The sequence below is a fragment of the Paludibacterium paludis genome, assembly GCF_018802605.1.
GTDB classification, from domain to species: domain Bacteria; phylum Pseudomonadota; class Gammaproteobacteria; order Burkholderiales; family Chromobacteriaceae; genus Paludibacterium; species Paludibacterium paludis.
Genome location: NZ_CP069161.1, coordinates 2,705,034 through 2,731,427 on the forward strand (window position 1 = coordinate 2,705,034; position 26,394 = coordinate 2,731,427).

26 protein-coding genes are annotated in these 26,394 nt (G+C 62.7%); 8 read left to right on the forward strand and 18 right to left on the reverse strand.

What is annotated here, in order from left to right:
* Window positions 1–41 precede the first annotated feature (41 nt).
* From JNO50_RS12310 to JNO50_RS12330, 5 genes are all read right to left on the reverse strand, one after another.
* The gene (locus JNO50_RS12310; protein ID WP_189536264.1) at window positions 42–398 is read right to left on the reverse strand and encodes a SpoIIAA family protein; all 357 of its coding nucleotides are present in this window, start codon (window positions 396–398) and stop codon (window positions 42–44) included.
* A gap of 44 nt (window positions 399–442) precedes the next feature.
* Window positions 443–1,306, reverse strand: a complete 864-nt coding sequence (locus tag JNO50_RS12315) for a DMT family transporter (protein WP_229804888.1) — start codon at window positions 1,304–1,306, stop codon at window positions 443–445.
* Window positions 1,303–2,184, reverse strand: a complete 882-nt coding sequence (locus tag JNO50_RS12320) for a DMT family transporter (RefSeq protein WP_229804889.1) — start codon at window positions 2,182–2,184, stop codon at window positions 1,303–1,305. Before JNO50_RS12320 ends, JNO50_RS12315 begins: the two co-directional genes overlap by 4 nt.
* Window positions 2,181–2,726 (reverse strand): hypothetical protein, encoded by a 546-nt coding sequence (locus JNO50_RS12325; RefSeq protein ID WP_229804891.1) that lies wholly within the window; start codon window positions 2,724–2,726, stop codon window positions 2,181–2,183. The genes JNO50_RS12320 and JNO50_RS12325 overlap by 4 nt, the downstream gene beginning before the upstream one ends.
* Before the next feature lie 79 nt (window positions 2,727–2,805).
* On the reverse strand, window positions 2,806–3,915 hold the full coding sequence (locus JNO50_RS12330) for an aromatic ring-hydroxylating oxygenase subunit alpha (protein WP_189536266.1): 1,110 nt from the start codon (window positions 3,913–3,915) through the stop codon (window positions 2,806–2,808).
* A gap of 527 nt (window positions 3,916–4,442) precedes the next feature.
* Between JNO50_RS12330 and JNO50_RS12335 the strand changes: the two genes are divergently transcribed.
* The 3 genes from JNO50_RS12335 (at window position 4,443) to JNO50_RS12345 (ending at window position 9,405) form a co-directional block, all read left to right on the forward strand.
* Window positions 4,443–5,636: an acetate kinase gene (locus JNO50_RS12335; RefSeq protein WP_189536269.1), complete on the forward strand. Its 1,194-nt coding sequence runs from the start codon at window positions 4,443–4,445 to the stop codon at window positions 5,634–5,636.
* 21 nt (window positions 5,637–5,657) lie between these two features.
* Window positions 5,658–7,754: a phosphate acetyltransferase gene (gene pta / locus JNO50_RS12340; RefSeq protein ID WP_189536271.1), complete on the forward strand. Its 2,097-nt coding sequence runs from the start codon at window positions 5,658–5,660 to the stop codon at window positions 7,752–7,754.
* A gap of 160 nt (window positions 7,755–7,914) precedes the next feature.
* On the forward strand, window positions 7,915–9,405 hold the full coding sequence (locus tag JNO50_RS12345; protein ID WP_189536272.1) for a methyl-accepting chemotaxis protein: 1,491 nt from the start codon (window positions 7,915–7,917) through the stop codon (window positions 9,403–9,405).
* Between the two features lie 83 nt (window positions 9,406–9,488).
* Here JNO50_RS12345 and JNO50_RS12350 read toward each other — a convergent pair whose 3' ends face one another.
* The 8 genes from JNO50_RS12350 to pcnB all read right to left on the reverse strand — a co-directional run bounded on the left by JNO50_RS12350 (window position 9,489) and on the right by pcnB (window position 16,414).
* Window positions 9,489–10,190 carry a hypothetical protein gene (locus JNO50_RS12350; protein WP_189536274.1) on the reverse strand — a complete coding sequence of 234 codons (702 nt, stop codon included), beginning with the start codon at window positions 10,188–10,190 and terminating at the stop codon, window positions 9,489–9,491.
* Between the two features lie 190 nt (window positions 10,191–10,380).
* On the reverse strand, window positions 10,381–11,487 hold the full coding sequence (locus tag JNO50_RS12355; RefSeq protein WP_189536276.1) for a protein kinase family protein: 1,107 nt from the start codon (window positions 11,485–11,487) through the stop codon (window positions 10,381–10,383).
* Between the two features lie 390 nt (window positions 11,488–11,877).
* Complete coding sequence (gene panD, locus JNO50_RS12360; RefSeq protein WP_189536278.1) at window positions 11,878–12,258, reverse strand: aspartate 1-decarboxylase; 381 nt, start codon at window positions 12,256–12,258, stop codon at window positions 11,878–11,880.
* On the reverse strand, window positions 12,258–13,091 hold the full coding sequence (gene panC / locus JNO50_RS12365; RefSeq protein ID WP_189536280.1) for a pantoate--beta-alanine ligase: 834 nt from the start codon (window positions 13,089–13,091) through the stop codon (window positions 12,258–12,260). The genes panD and panC overlap by 1 nt, the downstream gene beginning before the upstream one ends.
* A 12-nt stretch (window positions 13,092–13,103) precedes the next feature.
* Window positions 13,104–13,895 (reverse strand): 3-methyl-2-oxobutanoate hydroxymethyltransferase, encoded by a 792-nt coding sequence (gene panB / locus JNO50_RS12370; RefSeq protein ID WP_189536282.1) that lies wholly within the window; start codon window positions 13,893–13,895, stop codon window positions 13,104–13,106.
* Between the two features lie 40 nt (window positions 13,896–13,935).
* Window positions 13,936–14,571 carry a deoxynucleoside kinase gene (locus tag JNO50_RS12375; protein WP_189536284.1) on the reverse strand — a complete coding sequence of 212 codons (636 nt, stop codon included), beginning with the start codon at window positions 14,569–14,571 and terminating at the stop codon, window positions 13,936–13,938.
* Between the two features lie 26 nt (window positions 14,572–14,597).
* Window positions 14,598–15,080: a 2-amino-4-hydroxy-6-hydroxymethyldihydropteridine diphosphokinase gene (gene folK, locus JNO50_RS12380; protein ID WP_189536286.1), complete on the reverse strand. Its 483-nt coding sequence runs from the start codon at window positions 15,078–15,080 to the stop codon at window positions 14,598–14,600.
* On the reverse strand, window positions 15,077–16,414 hold the full coding sequence (pcnB, locus tag JNO50_RS12385; protein ID WP_189536288.1) for a polynucleotide adenylyltransferase PcnB: 1,338 nt from the start codon (window positions 16,412–16,414) through the stop codon (window positions 15,077–15,079). Before pcnB ends, folK begins: the two co-directional genes overlap by 4 nt.
* Before the next feature lie 500 nt (window positions 16,415–16,914).
* Here pcnB and JNO50_RS12390 point away from each other — a divergent pair, with 500 nt between their 5' ends.
* The 3 genes from JNO50_RS12390 to murB all read left to right on the forward strand — a co-directional run bounded on the left by JNO50_RS12390 (window position 16,915) and on the right by murB (window position 19,740).
* On the forward strand, window positions 16,915–17,202 hold the full coding sequence (locus JNO50_RS12390; RefSeq protein ID WP_189536290.1) for a hypothetical protein: 288 nt from the start codon (window positions 16,915–16,917) through the stop codon (window positions 17,200–17,202).
* 119 nt (window positions 17,203–17,321) lie between these two features.
* Window positions 17,322–18,713, forward strand: a complete 1,392-nt coding sequence (locus JNO50_RS12395) for an MATE family efflux transporter (protein WP_189536293.1) — start codon at window positions 17,322–17,324, stop codon at window positions 18,711–18,713.
* A gap of 10 nt (window positions 18,714–18,723) precedes the next feature.
* Window positions 18,724–19,740 (forward strand): UDP-N-acetylmuramate dehydrogenase, encoded by a 1,017-nt coding sequence (gene murB / locus JNO50_RS12400; protein ID WP_189536295.1) that lies wholly within the window; start codon window positions 18,724–18,726, stop codon window positions 19,738–19,740.
* Window position 19,741: 1 nt separating this feature from the next.
* Here the strand turns inward: murB and JNO50_RS12405 are convergent, their stop codons facing one another.
* A complete protein-coding gene (locus JNO50_RS12405) occupies window positions 19,742–20,122 on the reverse strand; it encodes an MAPEG family protein (protein ID WP_189536297.1) in 381 nt (126 codons plus the stop codon).
* Between the two features lie 23 nt (window positions 20,123–20,145).
* Window positions 20,146–20,826 (reverse strand): energy-coupling factor ABC transporter permease, encoded by a 681-nt coding sequence (locus JNO50_RS12410; protein WP_189536299.1) that lies wholly within the window; start codon window positions 20,824–20,826, stop codon window positions 20,146–20,148.
* Between the two features lie 124 nt (window positions 20,827–20,950).
* Between JNO50_RS12410 and nadC the strand changes: the two genes are divergently transcribed.
* Window positions 20,951–21,793 (forward strand): carboxylating nicotinate-nucleotide diphosphorylase, encoded by an 843-nt coding sequence (gene nadC, locus JNO50_RS12415; protein WP_189536301.1) that lies wholly within the window; start codon window positions 20,951–20,953, stop codon window positions 21,791–21,793.
* Window positions 21,794–21,809: 16 nt separating this feature from the next.
* The gene (locus tag JNO50_RS12420; RefSeq protein ID WP_189536303.1) at window positions 21,810–23,699 is read left to right on the forward strand and encodes a sensor domain-containing diguanylate cyclase; all 1,890 of its coding nucleotides are present in this window, start codon (window positions 21,810–21,812) and stop codon (window positions 23,697–23,699) included.
* Here the strand turns inward: JNO50_RS12420 and JNO50_RS12425 are convergent.
* The 3 genes from JNO50_RS12425 to rho form a co-directional block, all read right to left on the reverse strand.
* Entirely contained in the window at window positions 23,687–24,307 is a 621-nt protein-coding gene (locus JNO50_RS12425; protein ID WP_189536305.1) for a CoA pyrophosphatase, read from the reverse strand. The two genes, JNO50_RS12420 and JNO50_RS12425, sit on opposite strands and share 13 nt — an antisense overlap.
* A gap of 8 nt (window positions 24,308–24,315) precedes the next feature.
* Window positions 24,316–24,957, reverse strand: a complete 642-nt coding sequence (locus JNO50_RS12430; RefSeq protein ID WP_189536307.1) for a trimeric intracellular cation channel family protein — start codon at window positions 24,955–24,957, stop codon at window positions 24,316–24,318.
* Window positions 24,958–25,035: 78 nt separating this feature from the next.
* Window positions 25,036–26,292 (reverse strand): transcription termination factor Rho, encoded by a 1,257-nt coding sequence (gene rho, locus JNO50_RS12435; RefSeq protein WP_189536309.1) that lies wholly within the window; start codon window positions 26,290–26,292, stop codon window positions 25,036–25,038.
* Window positions 26,293–26,394 lie beyond the last annotated feature (102 nt).

Genomic DNA, 26,394 nt, shown 5'->3' on the forward strand with positions numbered 1-26,394 from the left:
GCTACTGTATCGGCTTTGCCTACCGCCAAACAAGCCCTCGCTTACACGGCGGCCACGCCGTTCAACCAGGCCTGGGCCTCCTCGACGGTATCGAAATACTCGGGACGGGAGCGTGACATCAAGCCGGCGATATGCACGGCAAGACGAATCCAGACATCGTCGACCACAATGGCGACGCGGCCGAACGCGTCACTGTGATCACGCACGAAACGCAGTTCCTCAAGCGCCATATCCAGCGTGAAGTCCTTCAGCTCGCCAAGATCCAGCAGCACGTCCGGCTTGCCGTGTTCGGCGAGCCGCTTGAGCAGCGCCTCCTCGAACAGCTTGAAGTCGGCGAGGGTAAACTCGTTGAACAATGCAACATCCAGGCCATAGTCCTGTTCGCGAATCGAAATCATGCTGAGGCTCCTCGAAGTAAAAAAGCCGACCGTCTGTTTTCAGTTTAGCGGCGGCTGGCAAATATTCCGCTGATTACAATCAACGTCATCGACATCACTTTACCGGCATCCAGCGCATCATCCCACAACCCCCAGCCCAGCAAGGCGGCGAACACCACGGTCAGATACGCCAGATTGGCAGCCAGAAGCTTGTTGCCGACTTTATAGGCCCGTGTCATCGCCAGTTGTCCGAGCGTCGCGGTCGCTCCGACACCGGCAAGCACTGGCAGGGAGGCCAGGTCGGGCGTTCGCCAGGGAGCGAAACCACACGCCATGATGACGGCCGAACCGACACTCGACAGCAGGGCGAAATAGAATACCACCCGCCATTCGGCTTCGCCCCGACGGCCAAGTTCCCTGACATGCAGATAGGACCAGCCGGCCAGCGCCCCGGACAGCAATCCCGCCAGCGATGCCGGCCAGGCATCGGCCGCGAAGGTCGGCCGCAACAGCAGCAGGACGCCGGCAAAGCCGAGAAGGATACCCGTCACACCACGTCGGGACAGCGTCTCCCCCAGCAGCACCACCGACAATGCCGCCAGAAAGATCGGCGAGGTATAGGTGAGCGTCACGGCCGTCGACAACGGCAGATGCGCCATGGCATAGAAAGACAACAGCAGCGAGACGAAGCCGATCAGGCCACGCTGCATGTGGTAGCGCATCCAGGGAGTGGCGAAGGCATCGCGCCGCCACAAGGCGGCGGCGCCGACCGACACGACGCCCAGCGACGTGCGCCAGAACACCAGCGCGACCGGAGAAAATGTCGCGGCGCCGGACTTCACGCACACGCCCATCAGTGCGAACATCGCCGAGGCGACGACCATCCAGCCGGCTCCCAAAGACAGCGCATGGGCGTTCCCCGTCCTCACGAGCGCCTCCCGGACAGCAGTCCCGCCGCGACGATCAGGCCAATGGCGAACAATCCCGACAGGGTCAGAGCATCACCCCATATCCATGCGCCTAGCACGGCGGAGAATGCCACACACAGGTAGGCCAGGCTCGCCACGCGGTACTTGCGCCCGACCTTGTACGCCTGAGTCATCGCCAACTGACCGATCAGTCCGGATGCGCCGATACCGAACAGCACCGGAAGATCACTCATCGCCACAGGATGAAAACCGCCGGTCGCCAGCACCAGCACGGCGCCGATCGCCGTGGACAGGGAAAAAAACCAGATAACGATGCGCTCGGCGCTCTCCCCCATGCGCCCCAGCTCGCGCACCTGGAACACCGCCACGCCGGCCAGCGCTCCCGACATCAGCCCGGCAAGGCCGGCTTGCCACAACTGGGCACTGAATGTCGGTCTCAGCAACCAGACGATCCCGGCGAACCCGACGACAAGAGAGACCAGAACATTGCGCGACGGTATCTCCCTGAACACGATCATGCAGGTGAGCGCAAAAAACAGGGACGAGGTGTAGTTGAGTGTGACCGCTGTCGCCAGCGGCAGCCGCGAGACCGCGAAGAACAGGCACGCCATGGACAGGTATCCCAACAGCGTGCGGCGCAGATGACCGCTCCAGTTCGGCGTCGCCGGCGTTTCACGCCGCCACGCCATGATCAGCGCAAGGCCAAGCGCGCCGATCAGCGTGCGATAGAACAGCAGCTCCACCGGGTCGAAATGGCGGCTGCCAAGCTTGACGAACACGCTCAGCAACGCGAACGCCAGGGCGGCCAGCACCATCCATGCGGAACCGGACTGCCCGCTACGCGCCCCCGACATCCACGATGGCGACGAGCCGCTCATCGCGCCCCTGCCTTGCGCACGGCGGCCACGGACAGACACACGGTTTCAAGCTGCCGGCGCCAGGCCTTGTACTCGGACGCATTGGCCGCGCATTTGGCTTCGATGACCCGTTTTTTGTCCAGCCGTAAAAACACATGGAGATTCCGCCGGACAATCCACAAACGCCCCGAAACGAAACGGCCTTCGCGATAATCCAGCAGCAGACGCCCGGCAGCGGGATCGAAACGAACCGACGCCGCCTCCCGGTCATTGAACGGTTTGCGGTAATCCCGCGCAATGGATTCCAGGCTTTGCCGGCGGCCAAGACGCCGCACGCGGACGGAAACGTCGATCGCGGCGCGCTCGCGCATATCGGCCTTGGGGGGAATCACTCGTAACTGGCGGACGCCATCGACGCTCTCCGCCCTCACGCGCCACCCGGCCGGCACGGAAAAACGGACAGGATCTTTATTGTCCTGATAGCTGCCGGCCAACGCACCGGCGGATGCCAGGATCCAGGCCAGGCCGATGGCACAGCGCACACAACCGGAAAAACGCGACACTTGCTGCCTCTGGGTAGAACAAACAAATAAAAAGGCGCAGTATGACTGCGCCTTTGCATTTTGCCTTGTCGCGTGACGATTAGCCAGCGATATGTCCACCCAGCTTGCGCCGGTAGAACTCGTGAAAATGCTGCATGCCGTCCTCGGTGGGCGACTGATAGGGCCCGACTTCGCTTCGCCCCGCCAGCCACAGGGCGCGCCGCCCCTCGTGCATGCGGTAGCAGATTTCGTCGTCCTCCTTGGCCGTTTCGAAATAGGCGGCCTGCTCGGCCTCGATGAACTCCGGCTCGAAATACAGCACGTCCTCCGGGTAGTAGAACTCGGTGATCACCGTGGTCTTTTCCGGGCCGCGGGGAATGGCGACGCTAACGACCAGCGAGTGCGGATACCATTCGACCATCACGTTGGGGTAATAAGTCAGCCAGATCGCACCGAACTCGGGCTGGCGCTCCTCGTAGCGGCGCAGCACCTCCTTGTGCCAATCGCCGTAAATGCGCGAACCGGGCCTTGCCAGACCGTTTTTCACGCCGACGGTCTGCACATGGTACTGGTCGCCCCACTCCCACCGGAGCTGTCCGCAATCGACAAAATTGCCGAGGCCGGGATGAAACGGGTCGACATGGTAGTCTTCGGAATAGACTTCGATGAAGGTTTTCCAGTTGAAATCGTATTCCGTGATATGCGAACTGTGGAAACCGAAATCATCGAAAGACATGCAGGCGGCCACGCCAAGATTGGCCAGGTCCGCCGCGATGTCTCGGCCGGCGTCGAACAGCAGGCCGTTCCAGCGCGTCAATTCGGTTTGCCCGAGCGCGAGACAAGGCGTCTGCGGAAAATGCGGCGCGCCGATCAGGCTGCCTTCGTTGTCATACGTCCAGCCGTGCAGGTTGCAAACAATATGATTGCCGTTGCCCCGCCCCTTGTGAATGACTGCCTGACGATGCCGGCACACGTTGGAAAGCAGCTTGACCTCGCCTCCCACGCGTTTGAGCATCTTGCCATGCCCCATCCATTCGAGCGTATGGTAATCGCCCTCGTTGGGCACCATCAGCTCGTGGCCGTAGTAGCGCGGCGCGTCGGCGAACAAGAGCGACTGCTCTTGCTCATAAAACGCCGGATCGAAATAAGTGTAGATGGGTAACTGGGCCGCAGATGCCCGCAGCATCTGCAAAGAAGCCAGATCAGACATTATTCCCACACCTCCGTGGAGAAGATATAAGACCAGCCGAATCTCGCTAATGACGAGTTTACGGAAGAACCAGATTCATACAGCATAGCCGGACCCCATACGGATCCGAGGCGGGGATTTTCACCCCATTTACCCCCCCGGGCAAGCATTTTTTTGCGGATTCGGTTAAGTGAGACAAAACCAATCACGAAAAGGGAGTGCATAACGGCTCGCCACCCGAGCCAGGCAAAACAAGCCCTTCAATTTCAGTAACTTGCCGTTTTTTAACGCATATGCACTACAAAAACATAACCCGAATATGCTAACAAAAATCCCGTACGTCGGTCCGGACGAACGTCCCGCGCACCGCAAGGCTTGAAGGACAGGGGCATCTGGCTGATAATCGTGCGATCGGATCCGCTCTGCCGCAAGGCAGAAGGTGGCGGCCCGATCGCCTGGTGCAGCGCGGCAAGTTTGCCGCGTGCGACGATTTGCCGTCTTGTTTATTTCAGTCTCCATTTTTTGGCACTTTTCCAAACCGGCATACCATGAACCCATCGATTCTCGTCATCAATTGCGGCTCATCGTCGCTGAAATTCGCCCTGACCGATCCTCGCGACGGCAGCACCCCGCTGTCGGGCCTCGCGGAGAAACTCGGTCTTGCCGATGCCTCCATCACCTTCCGTCACGACGGGGAAAAAAACGGACATCCGCTTCAGGACGGCACGCACAGCGGAGCCATGAAGGCGATCATCGACAAGCTCGACGAACTGGGGCTGGCGGACGCGGTCGCCGCCGTCGGCCACCGGATCGTGCACGGAGGCGAGCGGTTCAAGGAATCCATCCTGATCGACGAGGACGTCATCCTCGGCATCGGCGAATGCAGCCGGCTCGCCCCTCTGCACAACCCCGGGCATCTGCTCGGCATCCGCAGCGCGATGGAGAGTTTTCCGGCGCTGCCGCAAGTCGCGGTTTTCGACACGGCCTTCCACCAGACCCTGCCGGAGCGGGCCTATCGCTATGCCCTGCCGGCGAGCCTCTATCACGATCACGCCGTGCGCCGCTACGGCTTTCACGGAACCAGCTACCGCTTCGTGTCCACCGCCGCGGTCGACATGCTCGGCAAGCCGCTGGAAGAAACGGCGATGGTCTGCGCGCACCTGGGCAACGGCGCATCGGCCGCCGCCGTGCTTGGAGGACGCAGTGTCGACACCTCGATGGGGTTGACGCCGCTCGAAGGCCTGGTCATGGGATCCCGTTCTGGCGATATCGATCCGGGTCTGTTCAATTACCTGGCGTCCGCCCTGGACCTTGACACACAGGGCGTGACCGACCTTCTGAACCGGCAATCCGGATTGCTTGGCCTGTCCGGGCTGTCCAACGACTGCCGGGAGCTGGAAATCGCCGCCGCGAACGGCCACGAAGCCGCACGCCTCGCGCTGGACATTTTCTGTTATCGCCTGGCCAAATACATCGCCGCCCTGGTGGTGCCGATGGGGCGCATCGACGCCCTGGTGTTCACCGGAGGCATCGGCGAGAACTCCGCGGCCATCCGCGCCCAGGTCATCGGACTGCTCGGTTTTCTGGGCTTCGAACTGGACAGTCCTGCCAATGAGCGTACCATTCGCGGCAAGGCGGGACGCATCACGACACAGCGCAGCGTGCCCGCGCTCGTCATCAACACCAATGAAGAGGACATGATCGCCAGGGACACCGCCCGACTCGCCGGCCTTGCCGCCTGATGATCCACAAGGAATCCGGACATGCATACGTTTTTTCTGGCCCCGGCAGGCTTCGACTCGGGGCTGACCTCCATCTCCCTGGGGCTTGTGCGGGCGCTCGCCCAGGCGGGGCTGAAGGTGGGGTTCGTCAAGCCGATCGCCCAGGACGGCCGCAATGTCGAAGAGGAACACTCGACCCATTTCGCCCGGGCCATCTGCCACACCCGCTCACCCGATCCGCTGGGTCTTGACCATGTCGAGAACCGGTTGAGCCGGGGGCACGTCGATCTGCTGATGGAGGAAATCGTTTCCCTCTATCAGGAAGCCGCCAACGATGTCGACGTTGTCGTGGTCGAGGGGCTGGTTCCCGATCAGAAGCAGGTGTTTTCCACCTTCCTGAACACCAAGATCGCGCGCAACCTGCAAGCCCAGGTCCTGCTGATCGCCGGCGCGAACACCGACGGGCCTCAAGACATCGCCGACCAGCTGGACATGGCGATCCAGGCGTTCGGCGGCACCACCGGGAATATGGCCGGCTACATTCTCAATCATCTGCCGCCCGGCACCGATATCGGCGGCCTGGCCGAGGACATCGCCGCGGCGGGTCGCCTGACCCAGGGCGGCCGGCTGCCGCTGATCGGCGCGATTCAGCATGAGGCCGATCTGCTGGCTCCGCGCACGCTGGACGTGGCCGACTATCTCAAGGCGCGGGTGATGCATCCTGGTCAACTGGCGCGCCGTCGCGTGCGCAGCATCGTGGTCACCGCCCGTTCGGCTCCCAACATCGTCCATCTGCTCAAACCGGGCGCGCTGATCATCACCGCGGGAGACCGGGAGGACATCGTGCTGGCCACCGCGATCGCCACCATGAATGGCGTGCCGCTGGCGGGGCTGCTGCTCACCTGCGCTTCCGAACTCGACCCGCGCATCCTGCAACTGTGCCAGCCGGCGTTCACCAGCGGTTTGCCGGTGCTGGCCAGCGATCACAATACCTTCGAGACGGCGAGCATCCTGACCAACATGAGCCGCCAGGTGCCGGTCGACGACTTTGAGCGGATGGAAAAGGTGATCGACTATATCGCCGAACGCCTCGACACGGCGCCGCTCAAGCGATTCGTCGGCCAGCCCAAGGAAATCCGCCTGCCGCCGCCGGCCTTCCGTTACCAGTTGATGGAAAAGGCCCGCCGCGCCAATCGCCGCATCGTACTGCCTGAAGGCTGTGAGCCGCGCACCATCCGCGCCGCCGCCATCTGCCACGAAAAAGGCATCGCGCGCTGCGTATTGCTGGGCGATATCGGGGAAGTGCGGCGCATCGCCGAGTCGCAGGACATTCAGTTGCCCGATGATCTGGAAATCCTCGATCCCAACGTCATCCGCGGGCGCTACGTCGCCCCGATGGTGGAACTGCGCAAGAGCAAGGGTCTGACGCCCCCCGTGGCGGAACAGCAGCTGGAAGACACCGTGGTACTGGGCACGATGATGCTGGCGCTGGACGAAGTCGACGGACTGGTTTCCGGGGCCGTGCACACCACCGCCAACACCATCCGTCCCGCCCTGCAACTGATCAAGACAGCCCCGGGCTCGCGGCTCGTGTCCAGTGTGTTCTTCATGCTCATGCCGGAGCAGGTGCTGGTCTACGGCGACTGCGCCGTGAATCCCGATCCGACCGCGGAGGAGCTTGCCGACATCGCCATCCAGTCGGCCGATTCTGCGGCGGCGTTCGGCATTCCGCCGCGAGTGGCGATGATTTCCTATTCCACCGGCTCCTCCGGCAGCGGATCGGATGTGGAAAAGGTGCGCGAAGCGACCCGCATCGCCCGGGAAAAGCGCCCGGATCTGGTCATCGACGGTCCGATGCAATACGACGCCGCATCGGTGGTCAGCGTGGGACGCCAGAAAGCGCCCGACAGCCCGGTTGCCGGTCGCGCCACGGTGTTCGTGTTCCCCGACCTCAACACCGGCAACACCACCTACAAGGCCGTGCAACGCTCGGCCAACGTGGTCAGCGTGGGACCGATGCTGCAGGGCTTGCGCAAACCGGTCAACGACCTGTCGCGCGGCGCGCTGGTCGACGATATCGTCTACACCATCGCCCTGACCGCCATCCAGGCGGAAGAGCGCCTCAAACCCGCGCAGTAACCCCCTCGCCCGCGCATCATGCGCGGGCGTTGCCACATTCAAACATTTGTTTTACATTTTCCCCACCATCGCGGACCTCCCGTGAAGCATCGCCACGTTAAACCATAAAAAAGGCATCCGCGCGCAAGCCGCGCATTGAAGAGGAAGGGACTATCGAATCATGGCTGTCCATACCATCGCAGAATGGTTTATCCCCGACAACGTTCGCCAGTCGCCGGAGTCGGCGATCAAGGCCCGCACCGTCATCGGCGTGGGTTTGCTGGCGGGCATCATCGCCCCGATCTTCGCCATCGAATACTTCAAGCTCGGTCATCCGGCCATGGGTTACGGCATTTTGCTTGGCGGCTTCGGTCTGCTGTGCGGGCCGGTGTTGCTGAAGCTGACAGGGGCGGTGCGCGTCGCGGCGGAGTTCATCATCCTTTGCATGTATGCCATGGTGTGCTGGATGGTTTATGTCAACGGGGGAATCATGTCAACCAGCATCGTCTGGTTCGCCTCGATTCCGTTCACGTCCATTTTCGTGTCGGGCCGAGCTTCCGGCGTGGTCTGGACCACACTGACCTTCGCCGCGATCGGCACCTTTTTCCTGTTGGCCGGTCAGGGCGGGGCGCTGCCTGCCGTGCCGATCGCCCACGCCGAAATTCCCAAATTGCAGGCCAAGTCGGTGGGCGGCCTGACGCTGGTGGTCCTGGTGCTGGCCCTGTCCTTCGACCGCGCCAAAACCCGCAGCTTCGAAAAACTCGAAAGCGCCAGGCGCGAAGCGGAAGAAGCCTCGCGGGCGATGCAGGCCATGCTCGAACAGGTCACCCGCTCCATCGGCGCCGCTTCGGCCGCGAGCCGCGACATTGCCGGCGCCACCCAGCAGATGGCCCAAACCATGGCAGGCCAGCGCGAACGCGCCGACGACATGGTGACCATTGCCCAGCAGATGGCCGTTGTCACGAGCCAGAACGCCGAGCAATCGCTGCAGGCAAACAGCATGGCGCAAAAAGCCGGCATTGCCGCCAACGAGGGCGGAACAGCGATGGATCAGGCTGTGCGCCAGTTGCATCAGGCAAGCGAGGTGATCAGCCAGGCCGCGGGAAAACTCGAGGATCTGGGGCAGCGCAGCTCGGAAGTCAGCGGCATTGTCCAGTTGATCCGGGACATCGCCGATCAAACCAACCTGCTTGCGCTGAACGCCGCCATCGAAGCGGCCCGGGCCGGAGAAATGGGGCGCGGTTTCGCGGTCGTCGCCGACGAGGTCAGGAAACTCGCCGAACGGACCCAGCATGCGACGCAGGATATCGAGCACAAGATCCGGCTCATCGTCGACGGAACCAATCAGGCGATCGATGCGATGCGCGACGGCAACAGTCAGCTCAAATCCGGACGGGACAACGCCACCGACGCGCAGACCCGCCTGGCCGGCATCATCAGCGACAGCCAGTCGCTCACCTCCGTGCTGGGGCAAGTCTCTGTGGCCGAGGAAGAGCAGAACAAGGGCTTCGCGCAATTCGCCGGGGACATCACCGCGGTCGGAGAGGCATCGCGCACGCTGTCGGCGGAAACCAGCACCATCGCCGACGCCGTCAGCCGCCTGGACCGGCAGATGATGGAACTGGGCGACGCGGTCCGCGCCTTCGGCGAAACCCGGCCCCGGGAGGCCTGACACACAGGCAAACCCCCGGCTCCGCGAAAGGGACCGGGGGCGAGACCGGCCAAGGAACGACAAGGCAACCGGAAACAAACGGGTCAGATGGAGTTCTTGTGGCTGTCGCTGTCGCTGCAGGAGCGGTTCGACTCGGAATCGCTCGACTCCGCCAAGGGCACCCGCCGTTTGGCAAGCGCCTGCCTCAGTTCGGCAAGCACATCTTCCGCGGAGACCGCTCCATTGACCTTGTCTGGTCGATTCTGTCTGGCGGCGCATTGAACCTGGGGTTGCTCACAGGAAGCGCCCATCACAACCTCTTCACTCTCCTCGGCAATCGTTGACAGCCTGCCACGGCGTTCGCGCTCTGCGGCAAAAAAATCCAGCCGCTTATTGTAGAATACCTCAGCCAGCACCTCGACCGGCGGAGGAGGAAGGGCGTCGGACAGCCCATCCGAACGGCTTGCCTCATCATCAGAAAAATCAATTTCATCATAGAGAGTCCTCTCCGAGATCCGACAGGTTTTCTGTGACTCTTGCCCAACGCATACCGGTTCATCGCCACGGCTCTGCTCGCTGTTGGCTTGCACAACGCTGCTGGCCCGGGATACGCCGGCCAGCCAGTTTTTCACACGGGTGAATGCGCTGGCTACCCTGGCGCGGCACTGGCTTCCCATGCGGGCAACCGTATTGCGCACGCTCCGCAGCTTGGCGACCAGCGCCGAGCGCGACTTGTGTCCGGTGGCGTCAGGGGTGATGCTCATCGTGCGGCGGCTACAACATGACTTGAATACGCTGAAACTCATACTTGCCTCCTGGCTGAATGTGTGAGACCAGAGTACGCCCGTCACCGTATGAAAACTTTCAGAAAACGCCGAGTGACACCCGCGGCCCAGACTCCGATCCACGCAGCGCCGGGGCATTCCAAGGAAGGGGCCAACGCTAAAAAGCCGGCTTGCGCCGGCTTCGGAAATCAGCATGAAACGGTGGCCACCTTCACACCGCACCGGTGCTGGCAGGCCACCGTATCATGTCGACCAGTGCGGGCGGCTCGTTGCAGCCCACCCGGTGAAGATAGGGAAAATGCAAAAGATCACGCACCAGCGTGTGGTATTCGGGCTTGATACGGGTTTTCATCCAGTTTCGCAAAGCCCGGCAGGAGTAATCGGGAAACACCGACCTCCCGGCCGCGTCCAGCCGTACCTCTCTCAAAAATGGCTCCAACCCCGGAAAACGGCACGCATCGCTTTCCATCAGGGAGAACAGCATGGCAAATTCGTCGGCCGTACGGCAGGCACGGACATCGCCTCGAGCCACATCGAATTTCAACAAAAATGGCAGGTAGCCGGATGTATAGCTGATGTTACCCAGCGCTCTACCGGCCTTCACCATACCATCGGTATCGATCAGCGAGACAGAAACGACGCGCCCGCTGGCATCGGTTCTCACCGCGAGGTTTTCCGGTTTGATGTCCAGATGAAAAACGCCCCGGTCGTGAAGCTTGGCCAGATCGGCCAATAAAGGCCGAAAGGCCGTGAACCGGGCATCATCCTGTTTGGCTGGATCTCTGCGAATTGTGGCGCGCAGCATGGTTCCGGCGTTAGAGGCAATCATGACATCGCGATCCACGACGTGATTGGGCACAATGGTCTTCAGATCGGCATATTCGGCGGGATCGATGGCCGGTTTGGCAAACGGCATTTGGGACTTGACGGGCCGGAACGCGACATGACGGGGAGAACGCGCCATGACTTCCTTGAACCCTCCCTTGGCCAGGGCCCGACCTTCCGGCGCGGGATCGCCTTCGTAGCAGTACGGTCTGCCACCCTGCGCCGGGAGATAAAACGTGTGCGAAAGCCGCGGCTTTCCGAAGCGACCCTTGATCCTCTCCGGAGCCACAAAGCGCCGGTAGCCAAACTCATTCGGCTCTTGCGCCCGCTTGCTCGCCAGATGACGCCGCACCATCGTGGCCAGCTTGTCCTGCATTCCATCCAGCCGGCCTTCTTGCCGAGCTTTCGCCGTAAACTCGGAAAAGACCTGTTCCATCGGCTTATCGGGAGAGATATCGGCGACGGGGCGGGCCTCGCTGTTTTCTCCGCTCATGATGCCATGCACGGTCGTCGGGTTGAGCAGTACGGCCTGGCTCAGGTCGGGTGGATCGCTTATTGCGCCGTTCACGGTGCCTCGAACTCCCGCTATCCGGTCAAGAAAGCGCCGGAACACATCCGTCACCCGGCAAAAAAACCGTTCTATCCGGATCATGACCGTCGTCGCGCGAACCCCGCGTAACCGGGCAAAGCAGCCTTGGCGCCGGGCATGAGAGGCGCCCTGGGCACGCAGGCCGGAAAGAGAATGGGAAACAGAGGGCATGACGTGTCGTTCCGAAGAAAAGGAAAGACACAAATGATAGGGAGCGGGCTTGCGCGGCAACTTTCAAAAAACGCTCAACCGGGGAAAGGCCCCATTCCGCAGAGGAACGGGGCCGGCAGGGCATCAGGACTTCTGGACGGGTACCGAGCCCTTGACGTCGGTGAGCCGGTTTTTCTCGTCGACGAAGACCAGGGTCGGCGAATGGCCTTCCAGCTCCGCATCCTCGTACTGGGCGAAGGTCGCGATGATCAGCAGGTCGCCCACGGCCGCGCGGCGCGCGGCGGAGCCGTTGACCGAAATCGTGCCGGAGCCGCGCTCGGCCCGAATGGCGTAGGTCGCGAAACGCTCGCCGTTGGTGACGTTCCAGATCTGCACCTCTTCGTATTCGCGAATATCGGCCGCTTCCAGCAGGTTTTCGTCGATCGCGCAGGATCCGATGTAATGAAGCTCGGAATGCGTGGTGGACACGCGGTGGAGCTTCGACTTCAGCATGGTACGTTTCATTATCTCGTTACTTCCACATTATCAATGAGTCGCGTGCGTCCAAGACGCGCCGCCGCCAGCACCACGAGGCGACGTTCGCCTGCGTGGGCAATTTCGAGCGTATCCGCCTGGCGGACTTCGATATAGTCGACAACCCACCCTGCATTGGTCAGATCCTCGCACGCCATGGTCTCGAGCGCGGCATAGTTGCTGTCCCCGCCTTGCAAGGCATCGCGAATGCGTTCGAGATTGCGGTACAGCCTCGGCGCCTCCTGCCGTTCACCGGCATCGAGGTAGCCATTGCGCGACGACAACGCGAGGCCGTCCCCGGCGCGCCCGGTGTCCACCGGCACGATACGGACGGGGATATTCAGATCCTCGACCATGCGCTGGATCACGTGCAGCTGCTGATAGTCCTTTTTACCGAAACAGGCGACATCCGGCTGCACGATGTTGAGCAGCTTGCTCACGACCGTGGCCACACCGCGGAAGTGACCCGGACGGAACGCGCCGCACAGTTCGTTCTGGATATGCGGAGGCTCAACGTTGTAATCCTGCCGCACCCGCGGATACAACTCCGCTTCGTCCGGGAAGAACAGCACATCCACCCCCGCCGCCTCCAGCTTCGCGCAGTCGGCGTCGAACGTGCGCGGGTAAGCGCCGAAATCCTCGCCCTGGCCGAACTGCAGCCGGTTGACGAAAATGCTGACCACGACCGAAGCGGCCTGATGGCGGGCTTCAGCCACCAGCGCCAGATGCCCTTCGTGGAGATTGCCCATGGTGGGGACCAGGGCGACCGAGGGACGCTGCGCGCGCCAGGCGCGCAATTCCTTGATGGTGCGAATGACTTGCATGATGTTCTCCGTTCAGAAAGCGTGTTCGTCCGCCGGGAAGGTGCCCGCGCGCACTTCGTCGACATAAGCCTTGACGGCTTCCTGAATGGAACCGCGCCCTTCCATGAAGTTTTTCACGAAACGCGCCTTTTTGCCGGGGTATACGCCCAGCATGTCGTGCATGACCAGAACCTGGCCACTGACATCGCGGCCGGCACCGATGCCGATCGAGGGAATATCGATGGCCGCGCTGATCCGCGCGGCAACCGGCGCCGGGATGCACTCGTAGACAATCAGACTCGCGCCCGCCGCCTCCAGCGCCACCGCGTCCGCGACAAGGCGATCAGCGGCTTCGTCGGTTTTACCCTGGACCTTGAAACCACCGAAAATATTGACGTACTGGGGCGTCAATCCGATATGGGCGCAGACAGGAATGCCCCGCTCGACCAGAAAACGGACGGTATCGGCCATGAACGCGCCGCCTTCGAGCTTCACCACCTGGGCGCCGGCCTGGATCAGCCGGGCCGCGCTGGCGAAGGCCTGTTGCGGCGATTCCTGATAGGAACCGAACGGCAGGTCTCCGATGACCATCGCCTGCTTCGCGCCACGCGTCACGCACTCCGTGTGATAGACCATCTCGTCCATCGTCACCGGCAAGGTGGAGCCACGATTCTGCATGACCATGCCCAGCGAGTCGCCAACCAGCAGGACTTCGACGCCCGCTTCGTCCATGAGGTGGGCAAAGCTTGCGTCATAACATGTCAGCATGGAAATCTTGCGCCCTTCGCGATGCATGATGCGAAGGGTTTCGACAGTTACTCTCATTAGCGGTCTTCCTCGTTGTCCCGGATACTTTCGGCCGGGTTCAGACACTTTTGTTGAAATAGCTGCGCTGCCCGCGCATTTCTCCGATGCAGCGCAGCAATAGCTCAAAATCCTCGTCGCCGTCAACCAGATTGAGATGATCCGTGTTGACAATCAGCATCGGCGCCGAGTCGTATTGATGGAAAAATTCGCTGTACCCGGCATGCACCCGTTTGAGGTAACCCTCCGGGAAATTCATTTCGTAGTCCGTCGCGCGCGCGGCAACCCGTTCCAGCAGCACCGACTCGGAGGCCTGCAGGTAGATCACCAAGTCGGGCACCGGATGCTCCGGCATCACGGAAACGGCGAGGCGACGGTATAGCGCCAACTCCTCCTCGTCCAGATTGAGACTGGCGAACAAGGCGTCTTTCTCGAACATGAAATCCGAGACCACCACCGGCGCCGGCATGTCGCCGGACAACATGGAGCGCGCGATGTCGGCACGCTGCAGCAGGAACGACAGCTGAGCCGCCAGGCCATGGTGGGTCATGTTGCGGTAAAAGCGCGGCAAGAAAGGATTGGCGTCGGGCTCTTCGGCCAACAGGTGGGCGTTCCAGTGCGCCGCCAGCCTTTTGGCCAAAGAGGATTTGCCGGCGCCAATAGGGCCTTCCACAACCACATAACGCAAGTTAGTCATCTAGGTCTTTCCTGAAGGATAAGGAGTTAATCCAGGATCGCTTCGATACCGTCGTGCGCGAGATCGTTGGCCACTTCACGGGCGGTTCTGCCGTTCGGCATGACAAGATCCGGGGCGATCTGGGCCAGCGGAACCATCACGAACGCGCGTTCGAGCATGCGGGGATGAGGCAGGGTCAGTGTCCGATCGGCAATGACGTACCCCTCCTGCCAAAGAAGATCGAGATCCAGCCGTCTTGGCGCGTTTCGGAAGGTGCGTACGCGCCCGGCCTCCGTCTCCAGCGCCAACAGGCGCTCCAGCAGCGCATGCGGAGCCAGCAGCGTATCGAGCCACGCCACGGCATTGACGAAGTCGGGCTGATCCAGATACCCCACCGGCGCGGTGCGGTACAGAGAGGAATGGGCGACAAGCCCCAGCCCGGAATCCGAGGCCAGCCGGTTCAACGCCGAGCGCACCCGCTCGGCTGGGCTGTCCAGATTGCTGCCCAGGGCGACAAATGCGCGAGTCACTCAGCATCCTCGCGCTTGCGCGGCGGGCGACGCCGACGCCTGCGAGCCGGCGCCTTCGCCGCATCGGGAGCATTGCGCGCCGCCTCGATCAGGGCTTCGCGGCCTTCGTCACCGGCATCCTGGAACTCGGTCCACCAAGCGACCAAAGCGGGGTCCACTTCGCCGGATTGGGAGCGCAGCGCCAGAAAATCGTACGCGGCGCGGAAGCGCGGTTGCTCGAGGAAACGGTACGGGCGCTGTCCTGCGCGGTTTTCAAAGCGGGACTGCAGCGTCCAGATTTCACGCATCGTCACGCTGAAGCGGCGCGGAATCGCCAGATCGTTGTCCTGCTCGCCCTCGACATCGGCGATGGCCTCGGCCAGCGCCACATGGGGTTTTTCGCCATCGGCGATGCGTTGCTTCCAGCGGCTCAGCACCTGGCGCCACAACAGAGTCGCCAGCAGGAAGCCCACGGAGATCGGCTTGTCGGCGCGGATCCGGTTGTCCGTGCTGGCCAGCGCGAGGCGCAGGAAGGCATCGCCCTCCTCGTCGCCCATCACCGCGTCCAGGAGCGGGAAGGTACCGTGCGACAACCCCTCTTCGCGCAGTTTCGCAAGGCAGGCGTAGGCATGGCCGGAGGTGAGCAGCTTGAGCATTTCGTCGAACAGGCGCGCTGCGGGCTCTTTTCTGAGCAGATGGGCGTTGCCGCGAATGGGCCGACGGGTCGCCTCGTCGATCTCGAAACCGAGTTTGGCCGCCAGCCTCACGGCGCGCAGCATGCGCACCGGATCCTCCTGATAACGGCGTGCGGGCTGGCCGATCATCACCAGACGACGCGCCTTCAGGTCGCGCACGCCATTGTGGTAGTCGATCACCGTTTCGCCGGACGGATCGTAAAACAGCGCATTGACCGTGAAGTCGCGGCGGTGCGCGTCCTCTTCCTGGCTGCCGAAACTGTTGTCGGCCATGATGCGCCCCGAATCGCTGCGATCATCGATCTGCCCGCCACGGAAGGTGGTCACTTCGATGGTTTCGGGACCGACCATGACATGCACGATGCGGAAACGCCGGCCGATGATGCGCGAACGGCGGAACAAGTGGTGCACCTGCTCGGGCGTGGCGCTGGTGGCGACATCGAAGTCCTTGGGTGTCACGTCAAGGAGCAGGTCGCGCACGGCGCCGCCGACGACGAAGGCTTCGTAACCGGCCTCCTGAAGACGGGTGGTCACCTTGAGCGCGGCATGGCTCAACTGGTCGCGACGAATGCCGTGCTGGGCCGCCGCGATGATGCGCGGACGGGCGCGGTTCCTGCCGATGGGCAGGTCGAGTACTTTTCGGATTAGCTTGCGGATCATTGGGAGTGCGTCGAAAGAAAGAACGCGCAAGGATGGAGACAAGGTTGCGATTATAGCCTGATTCTTTCCGAAAAACACACCCGCCCCCCGCGATTCACGCTGTCTGCCTCCATGCCGCGTCGGCGCACGGTCCGACATGCCGGCCTGATGCGCCGATTCTCCCCCTTGAACGCAGCACAGTCAAAACCGGTTGACGCCGAACAAGAAACCGGCATAGCATAAACCGTGCGCCGATTTGACACAGCTTGCGGGCGCGTTACAAATGCCAGCTAAAGCGTTGACGGACAGACCCGCCTCCCGCTTCATGCCGGCAGGCGGGTTTTTGATTTTCGCCCGCGAAACGCCTCCGCCGCGTCACATCCGCCACACCGCACCCAGCACCGGGTGCCCAGCGCCGAGTTAATCGACAACTTGCAGGGCGCTTGAAAATCCTGCTAAAGCGTCGCCCGGACGTGAACCCGGGCACGCCAGCCGCGCCAACCACGACCGGGAGACCCGACATGTACGACTGCCAGAACGATAGTTACACCGAATTTTCCTACGCCTCCTCACGCGCCGAGCGGCCGCTCGCCGGCGTGCTGTCCGCCCGGCCGCTGAGCGAGGCCGGTTGCCTCGACGCCCTCGCGCGCTTTGCCCGCGAGGCCGGTTACGACACGGAGCGCGAAGACAACACGCTGTACGTGCACAACATCACTCTGCGCGACGCACTGGAAGCCAATCGCCGTTATGGCGGCACCCTGCTGATCAGTTGCGACCTGCGGCGCGATCCCCCGGCGCATTTCGGCTGAGCGCCGCGCCCAACGGCCAAGGGGCGCCCCGCGCCCCTTCCCCTCCCCTCCGGCAAGATTCCGTCTGACGCGCCGCCTTCCGTCCTTTATAATGCAGGTTTTGGCGAGCCTTCCGAATCATGCTGTTCGACCTGAACCACGCTTCCTCCGCGCAAATCCGGCGCGAAGCCACCGCTATTGCCCGGCTTGCCCTGCCGATGATGATCGCTCAGGTGGCGCAAGTCGCGACCGGCTTCGTCGATACGGTCATGTCGGGTCAGGTCTCCACCGACGACCTGGCCGCGGTATCCATCGGCTCGAGCATCTTCGTGACCGTATACTGCACGCTGATGGGCGTGGTCACGGCACTCAACCCGATCATCGCCCATGAGTTCGGCTCGGGCGAGCGCGCCGCGATCGGCGAAACCGGGCGACAGGGCCTGTGGTTCGGGCTGTTCACCGGGATTTTCGGCATGCTGCTGATGCTGGCCTCGGAGCCTCTTTTGCGGCGGGCGCTCGACCTGCCCTACGATGTCGAGGACAAGGTCATTCTGTTCATTACCGGCGCCGCGCTGGGCATGCCCGGCGCGATGATGCACCGGGCGCTCCATGCCTACGCATCCAGCGTCAACAAGCCCCGTGTCATCATGATGGTCAGCCTGGCGGCCTTATTGTTGAATATTCCGCTCAATTACATCCTCATCCACGGACTGTTCGGAATGCCGCGCATGGGCGGCGCCGGCTGCGGATGGGCCACCGCCTCGGTGTTCTGGTTCGCCTTCTTCGCCCTGCTCGGCTACATCGGCCTTGGCCGCTACTTCAAGCCTTTCGGCCTGTTCGCGAAGGCGAGCCCGCCCAGCCTTGCGCGGATGAAGGGTTTTCTCAAGCTCGGACTGCCGATCGGCCTGTCGTTCTTCGTGGAAGTCAGCCTGTTTTCGTTCATCGCCCTTCTGGTGACGCCCCTGGGCACCGTGGTGGTGGCGAGCCATCAGGCCGTGCTCAATTTCTCCAGTCTGATTTACATGCTGCCGGCCAGCATCGCCACCGCGCTGTCGGTCCGGGTCGGGCAATACGCCGGAGCGAGCGACTGGAAGGGCGCCCGTTTCGCCTCCGGCGTCGGGCTCATCGCCGGCCTCGCCCTTGCGCTGCTCACCATGATCATGGTGCTGCTGCTCAGGGAAGAGATCATACGCATGTACACCTCGGACGAACGGCTGATCGCGATCGGCATGGTGCTGCTGCTTTTCGCGGCGGTCTACCAGTTGACCGATGCCGCCCAAACCATCGCATCCGGCGCCCTGCGCGGTTACAAGCTCACCACCGTGCCAATGGCGATACACGTTTCCGCCTTCTGGGGCGTCGGCCTCGGACTTGGCATCACCCTGGGGCTGACCCACTGGCTGCTGGCCCGCCCCATGGGCATCTACGGTTTCTGGCTCGCCCTGGTGATCAGCCTCACCACGGCCGCCGTGTTCCTGGTCTGGTATCTGGCGCGCGCAAGCCGCCAACGCATCCCGCATCACTCATCCTAGGTCTGTTATCGTGTCCTGCGCCATTTCACACTCCGTTTCGCTCAAACCCTTCAACACCTTCGGCCTCGATGTCCGAGCCGAACACTACGCAGAGCTGGCCGAGCCGGCCGACCTGCCGGCCCTGCTCGCCGCCACCCCCGCGCCCACCCTGTGGCTGGGCGGCGGCAGCAACATACTGTTCACCCGCGACGTGCCCGGGCTCGTGGTGAGGCTGGCGCTCAAGGGAGTGCGCATCGCACGGGACGACGGCGACAGCGTCGTGGTGGAGGCGGCGGCGGGCGAAAACTGGCACCGTTTCGTGCGCCGCACACTGGAACACGGCTGGTACGGACTGGAAAACCTCAGTCTGATTCCGGGCACGGTCGGCGCGAGCCCGGTGCAGAACATCGGCGCCTATGGCGTGGAAGTGAAGGATTCGATCGAACAGGTGGTGTGCGCCGACCTCTCGGCCGGCGGGCGCGAAGTCGTCCTGAGCAACGAGGCCTGCCGTTTCGGTTACCGCGACAGTATTTTCAAGCATGCCGCCGGCGCGAACCTGCTGGTCACGGCGGTGCGCTTCCGGCTCGCGCGCGAGCCGCGCACGACCACCGGTTATGGCGACATCGCCGGCGAGCTGGCCCGCATGGGGCGCACCAACCCGACGCCTCTCGATGTCAGCGACGCGGTGATGCGCATCCGCGCCGCCAAGCTTCCCGATCCGGCCACGCTTGGCAATGCCGGCAGTTTTTTCAAGAACCCGATCGTCGCGAACGCGGTGGCCGACGACCTCGCCAGCCGCTTCCCCGGACTCGTGCGCTATCCGGCGGGAGAGGAACACAGCAAGCTCGCGGCGGGCTGGCTTATCGACCAGGCCGGACTGAAAGGCTATCGCGACGGCGACGCCGGCGTGCACACCCGCCAGGCGCTGGTGCTCGTCAATTATGGACGCGCGACGGGCGCCGATATCGCCCGCCTCGCCGGCAAAGTGCGGAACACGGTTTTCGAGCGTTACGGCGTCGCGCTCGAAGCCGAACCGGTCATTCTCTGAGTCAGACCCGGGCCGCCAGCACGAACAGCGCGATCACCGAGGCGAATCCGATCAGCCAGGAAAGGGAACGCCAGGCGGCCTTGTCCGCGAGGTACAGCACGCCGTGCAGGACGCGCGCGGCAATGAAAACACCCGCGACAAGATCCAGAGTCGTGGCCGGCACCTGGCGCACCCAGGCCAGCACCATACCGGCCGCGTACGGCGAGAAGGCCTCCCAGGCGTTCATCTGCGCCCAGTTGGCACGCTGCCGGTAGCCGTCAAGATTCGCCAGCCACGCGCGGGGCGCATGGTTATCGTACCGTCGGGCGCCGATTTTCGAGATGACGGCCCAAAGCAGGGGCAGACAAGCGGCGATCAATACACTCCACAAAGCAAACGGCATGACCCATCCTCCTCAACGGTTGATCACACCGGGCCGTCGGTCGGCGGCCCGTCAAGATAGCGAGCGTCATCGAAGCTGGCCACCCAGTGCGGGCGGTATACCACCAGCACGGCCATGACCAGCCCCGTGGTGAAGGCTTCCGACCACGAAAACAGAAAGTGGAAAGGCAACACGTCTTCGAGCAGGTAGTCCCACGGATAACTGCCAAGCAGGCCCAGCATCAGGATTCCGGCCAGCGCCGAGGCAAAATAGCTCGCGCCCCCGGCCATGAACGCATTGACAAAAACATAGACAAACAGATTACCCGGCAACCACCGGCGCGCAAGGCGCAGCACGCCATCCACCAGCAAGGCCGGCACCGCGCCGCACACGAGCCATGTAGGACCGATATCGAGCCATTGCCCGTGACCGCCCAGCACGAGACCGCCAAGCGCGATAGCGAGCGCCAGCAAGGCAAGCCATGGTCCCATCATCAGGGTCAGCACCGCCACCCCCATCAAGTGAAAGCTGACTCCCGGCTTGAAGCCCCCTTTGAGCGTCCACATCACCATGACCAGCACCGTGGCGCCCATCCACGCGTTGAACGCCTCAGGGGAAAGCGCACGCCACTTCACGCGCCACGCGGCCACTGCCAGCAACCCGACCGACATCAGCGCGGCGGCAATCGGCAGCCAGAACGGAAAGAGCGAAGCCGGATAATTCATCGGGTAACCATGTGAATCATATATGCATAATGATAACAGACCAGAGCGTCAAAAAGCTCAGGCCGTGATCGCGCAGGACGTCAAGTCCCGTTACAATAGCCTTTTGCCCCGAAAGCTTTACCGTATGTCCGTGCAGCCGAAACATCACGAGATCGCCCGCCAAGTCAGCCTCGCCTTGTCTGAAGACATCGGCGACTGCGACTGGACGGCCGGACTGATTGCCGCAGACCGGCAAGGCAAGGCGACAGTGGTCGCGCGCGAAGCGGCCGTGATCTGCGGCCAGCCGTGGTTCGGCGAGTGCTTCAGGCAAGTGGATCCGTCCGTGACGATCGTCTGGCAGGTCGACGAAGGCGCGTCGGTCACCGCCGGCACGACGCTGTGCGAGATAGCGGGCCCCGCCCGCGCCCTGCTCACGGCGGAACGCTCGGCCCTCAATTTTCTGCAAACCCTTTCGGCGGTCGCCACCGAAACACGCCGCTACGTCGATATCGTGGCCGGTACCCGCGCCTGCATCCTCGATACCCGCAAAACCCTGCCGGGCCTCAGGATAGCGCAGAAATACGCGGTTACCGTGGGTGGCGGCAGCAACCAGCGCACCGGACTGTACGACGGCATTCTCATCAAGGAGAACCACATCATGGCGGCCGGCTCGATCCGCGCCGCCGTGGAGGCGGCCCGTCGCCTCGCCCCGCCCCACATCCCGGTGCAGGTCGAAGTCGAAACCCTCGACCAATTGGCCGAAGCCCTTGGCGCCGATGTCACGCTGATCCTGCTGGACAACATGTCGCCGGCCACCATGCGCGAGGCGGTGGCGCTGACCGCCGGCCGCGCGCAACTGGAAGCCTCCGGCGGCATCGACACGACCACGCTCAGAGTCGTGGCGGAAACCGGCGTGGACCGCATTTCGGTCGGCAAACTCACCAAGGACGTCCGGGCGATCGACCTGTCCATGCGTTTCATGCTGTGACGACACGGGAGCGCCTTTGATCTCCGACCGCCATACCGTGAACCCTGTCCGGCAGCCGCCCTCCGCCCTGTCCGCCCGGTTCGCGGCCGCCGGCTTCCTGCTGATGCTGCTGGTGCTGATGAGCCTTGAAATCTGGCACACCTACCGGCAAAACGAGGAGGATGCGCAAAGCGAGGCCGCCGCGCTCTCCCAACTGCTCTCCGAACGGTTGATCTCGGGTATCCGCGAAAGCAGCCTGATCCTCGGCAATCTCGACGACAACCCGCAGATCGCCAAGCTGCTGCGCGCCGGCACCATCGGCGCGGAAGACGACGACAAACTCAGGCGCGCCATCCGCCAGAAACTGCACGGACTGGATTACCTGTCCCGCGTGGACATCCTCGACACCGGTTGCCAGGTGATCTACAGCACGCACGAACGGACCCGGCTCTATCAAAACCGCACCGATTACTGCCGCTGGCTGCACCGCAAGGGAGCCGACAGCGACAGCAGCTTCACCACCGTCCGCCACGAGCAGAATGGCGCGCGCATCGTCACCGCCTCGCGCTTCACCGACGAACACGACAACGTTATAGGCCTGGCCATCGGCGAAATGTCTCCGAATTTTTTCAGGAGCGAAGTCGGACGGGTATCGGCGGGGCATCACGGCGAGATTCTCGTCACGGATGTGCGTCATGAACTCATTTCGCGCTGGCCCGCCCTGCCGCGCGACATCGCCGGCTCGCCGCAGCCCCGACAGATATTCAGGCGCGAAGACAATCATCTGCTCTACCTTGGCGCCTCCCCGGTCGATGGCGCTGAACGGATTTACAGCCTGCGCTCCTCCGCCAACTACCCGCTGCAGGTCGCCGTGGGCATTTCGATGGAGGACTTCGGTGTCGCCCTGCGTCAAAAAATCCTGGTCTACTCCCTGTCGTGGCTGCTGCTGGCCCTGCTGACCCTGCTCGCGCTGCGCAGCCACCTGGCCAATCTGAGGCAAACCGATCTGCTGCTGGCCAGCGCGCGCAAGATAAAGGAAAGCGAAGAACAGGCCCGCCTGACCCTGGATACCGCCCCGGTCGCGCTGATGCTGGTGAACAACCTCAACCAGTCGATCCTTTACGCCAACACTCCGGCGCGTCACATGCTGCATCTGCCCGAACATTTTTCGGCGCAAACCGAACGCGACGGCGCGCCTCTGGACCTGCCCTTGCACCTGACTCCCATCAATGACTGGCTGCTCACCCAGGAAACGGTGCGCGACAAGGAAGTGGAGATCGAACGGGAAGACAAAACCCGGCTTTGGGTCATGGTGTCGATGCAGGCAACCCGCTTTCGCGATCAACCGGCGACGCTGATCGGGCTTTACGACATCAGTGAGCGCAAGGCGCTGGAGCAGGAGATCGAACGCAAGAACGAACAACTCAACCTGATGGCCGTGACCGACCCGCTGACCCGCCTTTACAACCGGCGCTATGCCGACCAGTCGCTGAAGGACGAGATCATCCGCAGCGAACGCTACGGCCAGCCGCTAAGCGTCGCGATTTTCGATGTCGATCACTTCAAACAGTTCAACGACATGTACGGCCACCAGGTCGGCGACAACATCCTCATCGCCCTGTCCAACGAACTGATCGACGCCACACGCAGCACCGACGTATGCGCCCGCGTCGGCGGCGAAGAGTTCCTGGTGATTTTCCCCTGCACGCGCTTGAAGGATGCGCACACGGTCATGGAGCGGGTGCGCACCAAAATGGAGAGCACGCTGTTCCCCTTCGCGCAGGAAACGGTGACATTCAGTGGCGGGATGACCGGCTGGTGCCCGGGGGACACGGTCGCGACCATGCAGGCGCGCGCCGACAAGCTGCTTTATCTTGCCAAGGTCAACGGACGGAACCGGCTGGAACTCGACGATCAGTCGCTCTGAAACGGCAAGGCCTCGAGCGTGGCGCACAGCATGCGCAGCATCGCGGCAGTCGCGCCCCATACCCAGTAGGCCTGGAAATGAAAGCCCAGGTAAAAACCTTCCCGCCCGTCAAGAACGTAGGGATGCCGCTGGTAACGTGAAGCGTCCATCACCCACGACAGGGGCAACTCGAACACCGACGCCACTTCGCCCGGTGCGGGAGTCAGGTCAAGACCGGGTGGAATCAGCCCCACCACCGGCGTCACCACAAAGCCGGTGACGGTCGTATAGCGCGGCAAGGCACCCAGAATGGTGACATCGGACGGATCGAGCCCGACTTCCTCGCGGGCTTCGCGCAGCGCCGTGGCGACCAGATCCTCGTCCGCTCCGTCGCGCTTGCCGCCGGGGAAGCTCACCTGCCCCGCGTGCGTCGGCAGACTGTCGGTGCGCTGGGTCAGGAGAATGGCCGGCGCCTCCCTGCGCCACACGATGGGCACCAGCACCGCCGCCTCGCGCATGCCCGCGCGTTCCGGCTTGAACGGCACGTCGGACTCCCAGCCCGCGGCGGGTCCGCGGGCCAGCGCCTGGCGCAAAGGCTCGGCGGCGGAAAGCAAATCCAGATCCAGCATCGAAAACCTCAAACGGTTTTGCCGCCCTCGCCGATCTTGGGCAGGGCAAGCTCTCTCCAGTGGGCCAGAAGGCGCACGGCAACACCGGCCACGAACAGGCAATGCAAGGTGAACGGAGTCAGCCAGACGAACTGGTCCAGAACGAAAAGCGCCCCCGCCACCAAAATCGCGACGGTTCCGTAAAAATCCTGGTGCAGGATGAAAGGGATGTCGTTGACCATCATGTCGCGAACCACGCCACCGCCCACCGCCGTGACGAACCCGAGCATGACAACACCAAACGCGTTCATGTCGAACATCAGTCCGACCTGCGCGCCGGTAAGGCTGAAGGCGACAAGGCCCAGCGAGTCCGCGACGATGAACAGGCGGTCGAACGTCTCGCTCTTACGTTTATGCAGCCCGATCATCCACGACAGCACCAGTGACACCGCTATGATAATGATATTGGTGTAATCATAAAAGACCACCGGCACGCGATGCACCATCATGTCGCGCAGAATGCCTCCGCCCACCGCCGTCAGCAGCGCGACAATGATGATGCCCAGGATATCAAGCCGCTTCCGGACCCCCACCAGGTAGCCGGAAAAGGCGAAGGCCACGGTGCCGATCGCCGAAATGAGATCCATATTGATGAATCGGGATGTATCCATGCTCTTGATCCGTACGGACAAACAAAAGCGCCAGGCTCGCGGGGCCTGGCGCTGAAAAGCGGTGCTGCGTCTCCCGCCTTAGCGGCGCATGGAGTCGAAGAACGCCTGGTTGGATTTGGTGGCGCGGATCTTGTCCTGCAGGAATTCCATCGCCTCCAGGTCGTCCATTGGATAGAGCAGCTTGCGCAACACCCAGATGCGCTGCAGCTGATCCTGCGGCACCAGCAGCTCTTCGCGTCGGGTTCCCGAGCGATTGATGTTCAGCGCCGGGAAAATCCGCTTTTCGGCCATGCGGCGATCCAGATGGATCTCCATGTTGCCGGTACCCTTGAATTCTTCGTAGATCACGTCATCCATGCGCGAACCGGTATCGATCAGCGCGGTGGCGATGATGGTCAGGGACCCCCCCTCCTCCACATTGCGCGCCGCGCCGAAGAAGCGCTTCGGACGCTGCAAGGCGTTGGCGTCGACACCGCCGGTCAGCACCTTGCCGGAAGCCGGCACCACGGTGTTGTAGGCGCGGGCCAAGCGGGTGATGGAGTCCAGCAGGATCACCACATCCTTCTTGTGCTCGACCAGGCGCTTGGCCTTTTCGATGACCATTTCGGCGACCTGCACGTGGCGCGTGGCCGGCTCGTCGAAGGTCGACGATACCACTTCGCCGCGCACCGAGCGCTGCATCTCGGTCACTTCCTCCGGACGCTCGTCGATCAGCAGCACGATCAGTTCGACTTCGGGGTGATTGGCCGTGATCGCGTGGGCGATGTGCTGCAGCATCACGGTCTTGCCCGACTTCGGCGGCGCCACCAGCAGACCGCGCTGCCCCTTGCCGATCGGGGCGACCAGATCGACGATGCGGCTGGTGATGTTTTCTTCGGCGCGGATCTCGCGCTCCAGATGAAGCTGCTCCGTCGGGAACAGCGGCGTCAGGTTTTCGAAGAGGATCTTGTGCTTGGAGTTCTCCGGTGAGTCGCCATTGACCTTGTCGACCTTCACCAGGGCGAAGTAACGCTCACCGTCCTTGGGCGTGCGGATCTCGCCCTCGATCGAATCGCCCGTATGCAGGTTGAAACGGCGGATCTGGCTCGGGCTGACGTAAATGTCGTCGGGACCGGCGAGGTAGGAGGTATCGGGACTGCGCAGGAAGCCGAAGCCGTCGGGCAGCACTTCCAGCGTGCCTTCGCCGAAAATGCTTTCGCCTTTCTTCGCCTGGTTTTTCAGAAGCGCGAAGATGAGATCCTGTTTGCGCAGTCGGTTCGCACCGTCAATCTCGTTGGCGATAGCCATTTCAACGAGTTCGGTGACGTGGAGGTGTTTCAGGTCAGATAAGTGCATAGCGGCCGATGTCGACTCGAAAGTTCGATGTGGCGGAGAAGCCAATCAGGAGTGTGGAAGCGGATACGAAACGGGCGACACCCAACTTCAGTCGCCCGGCTA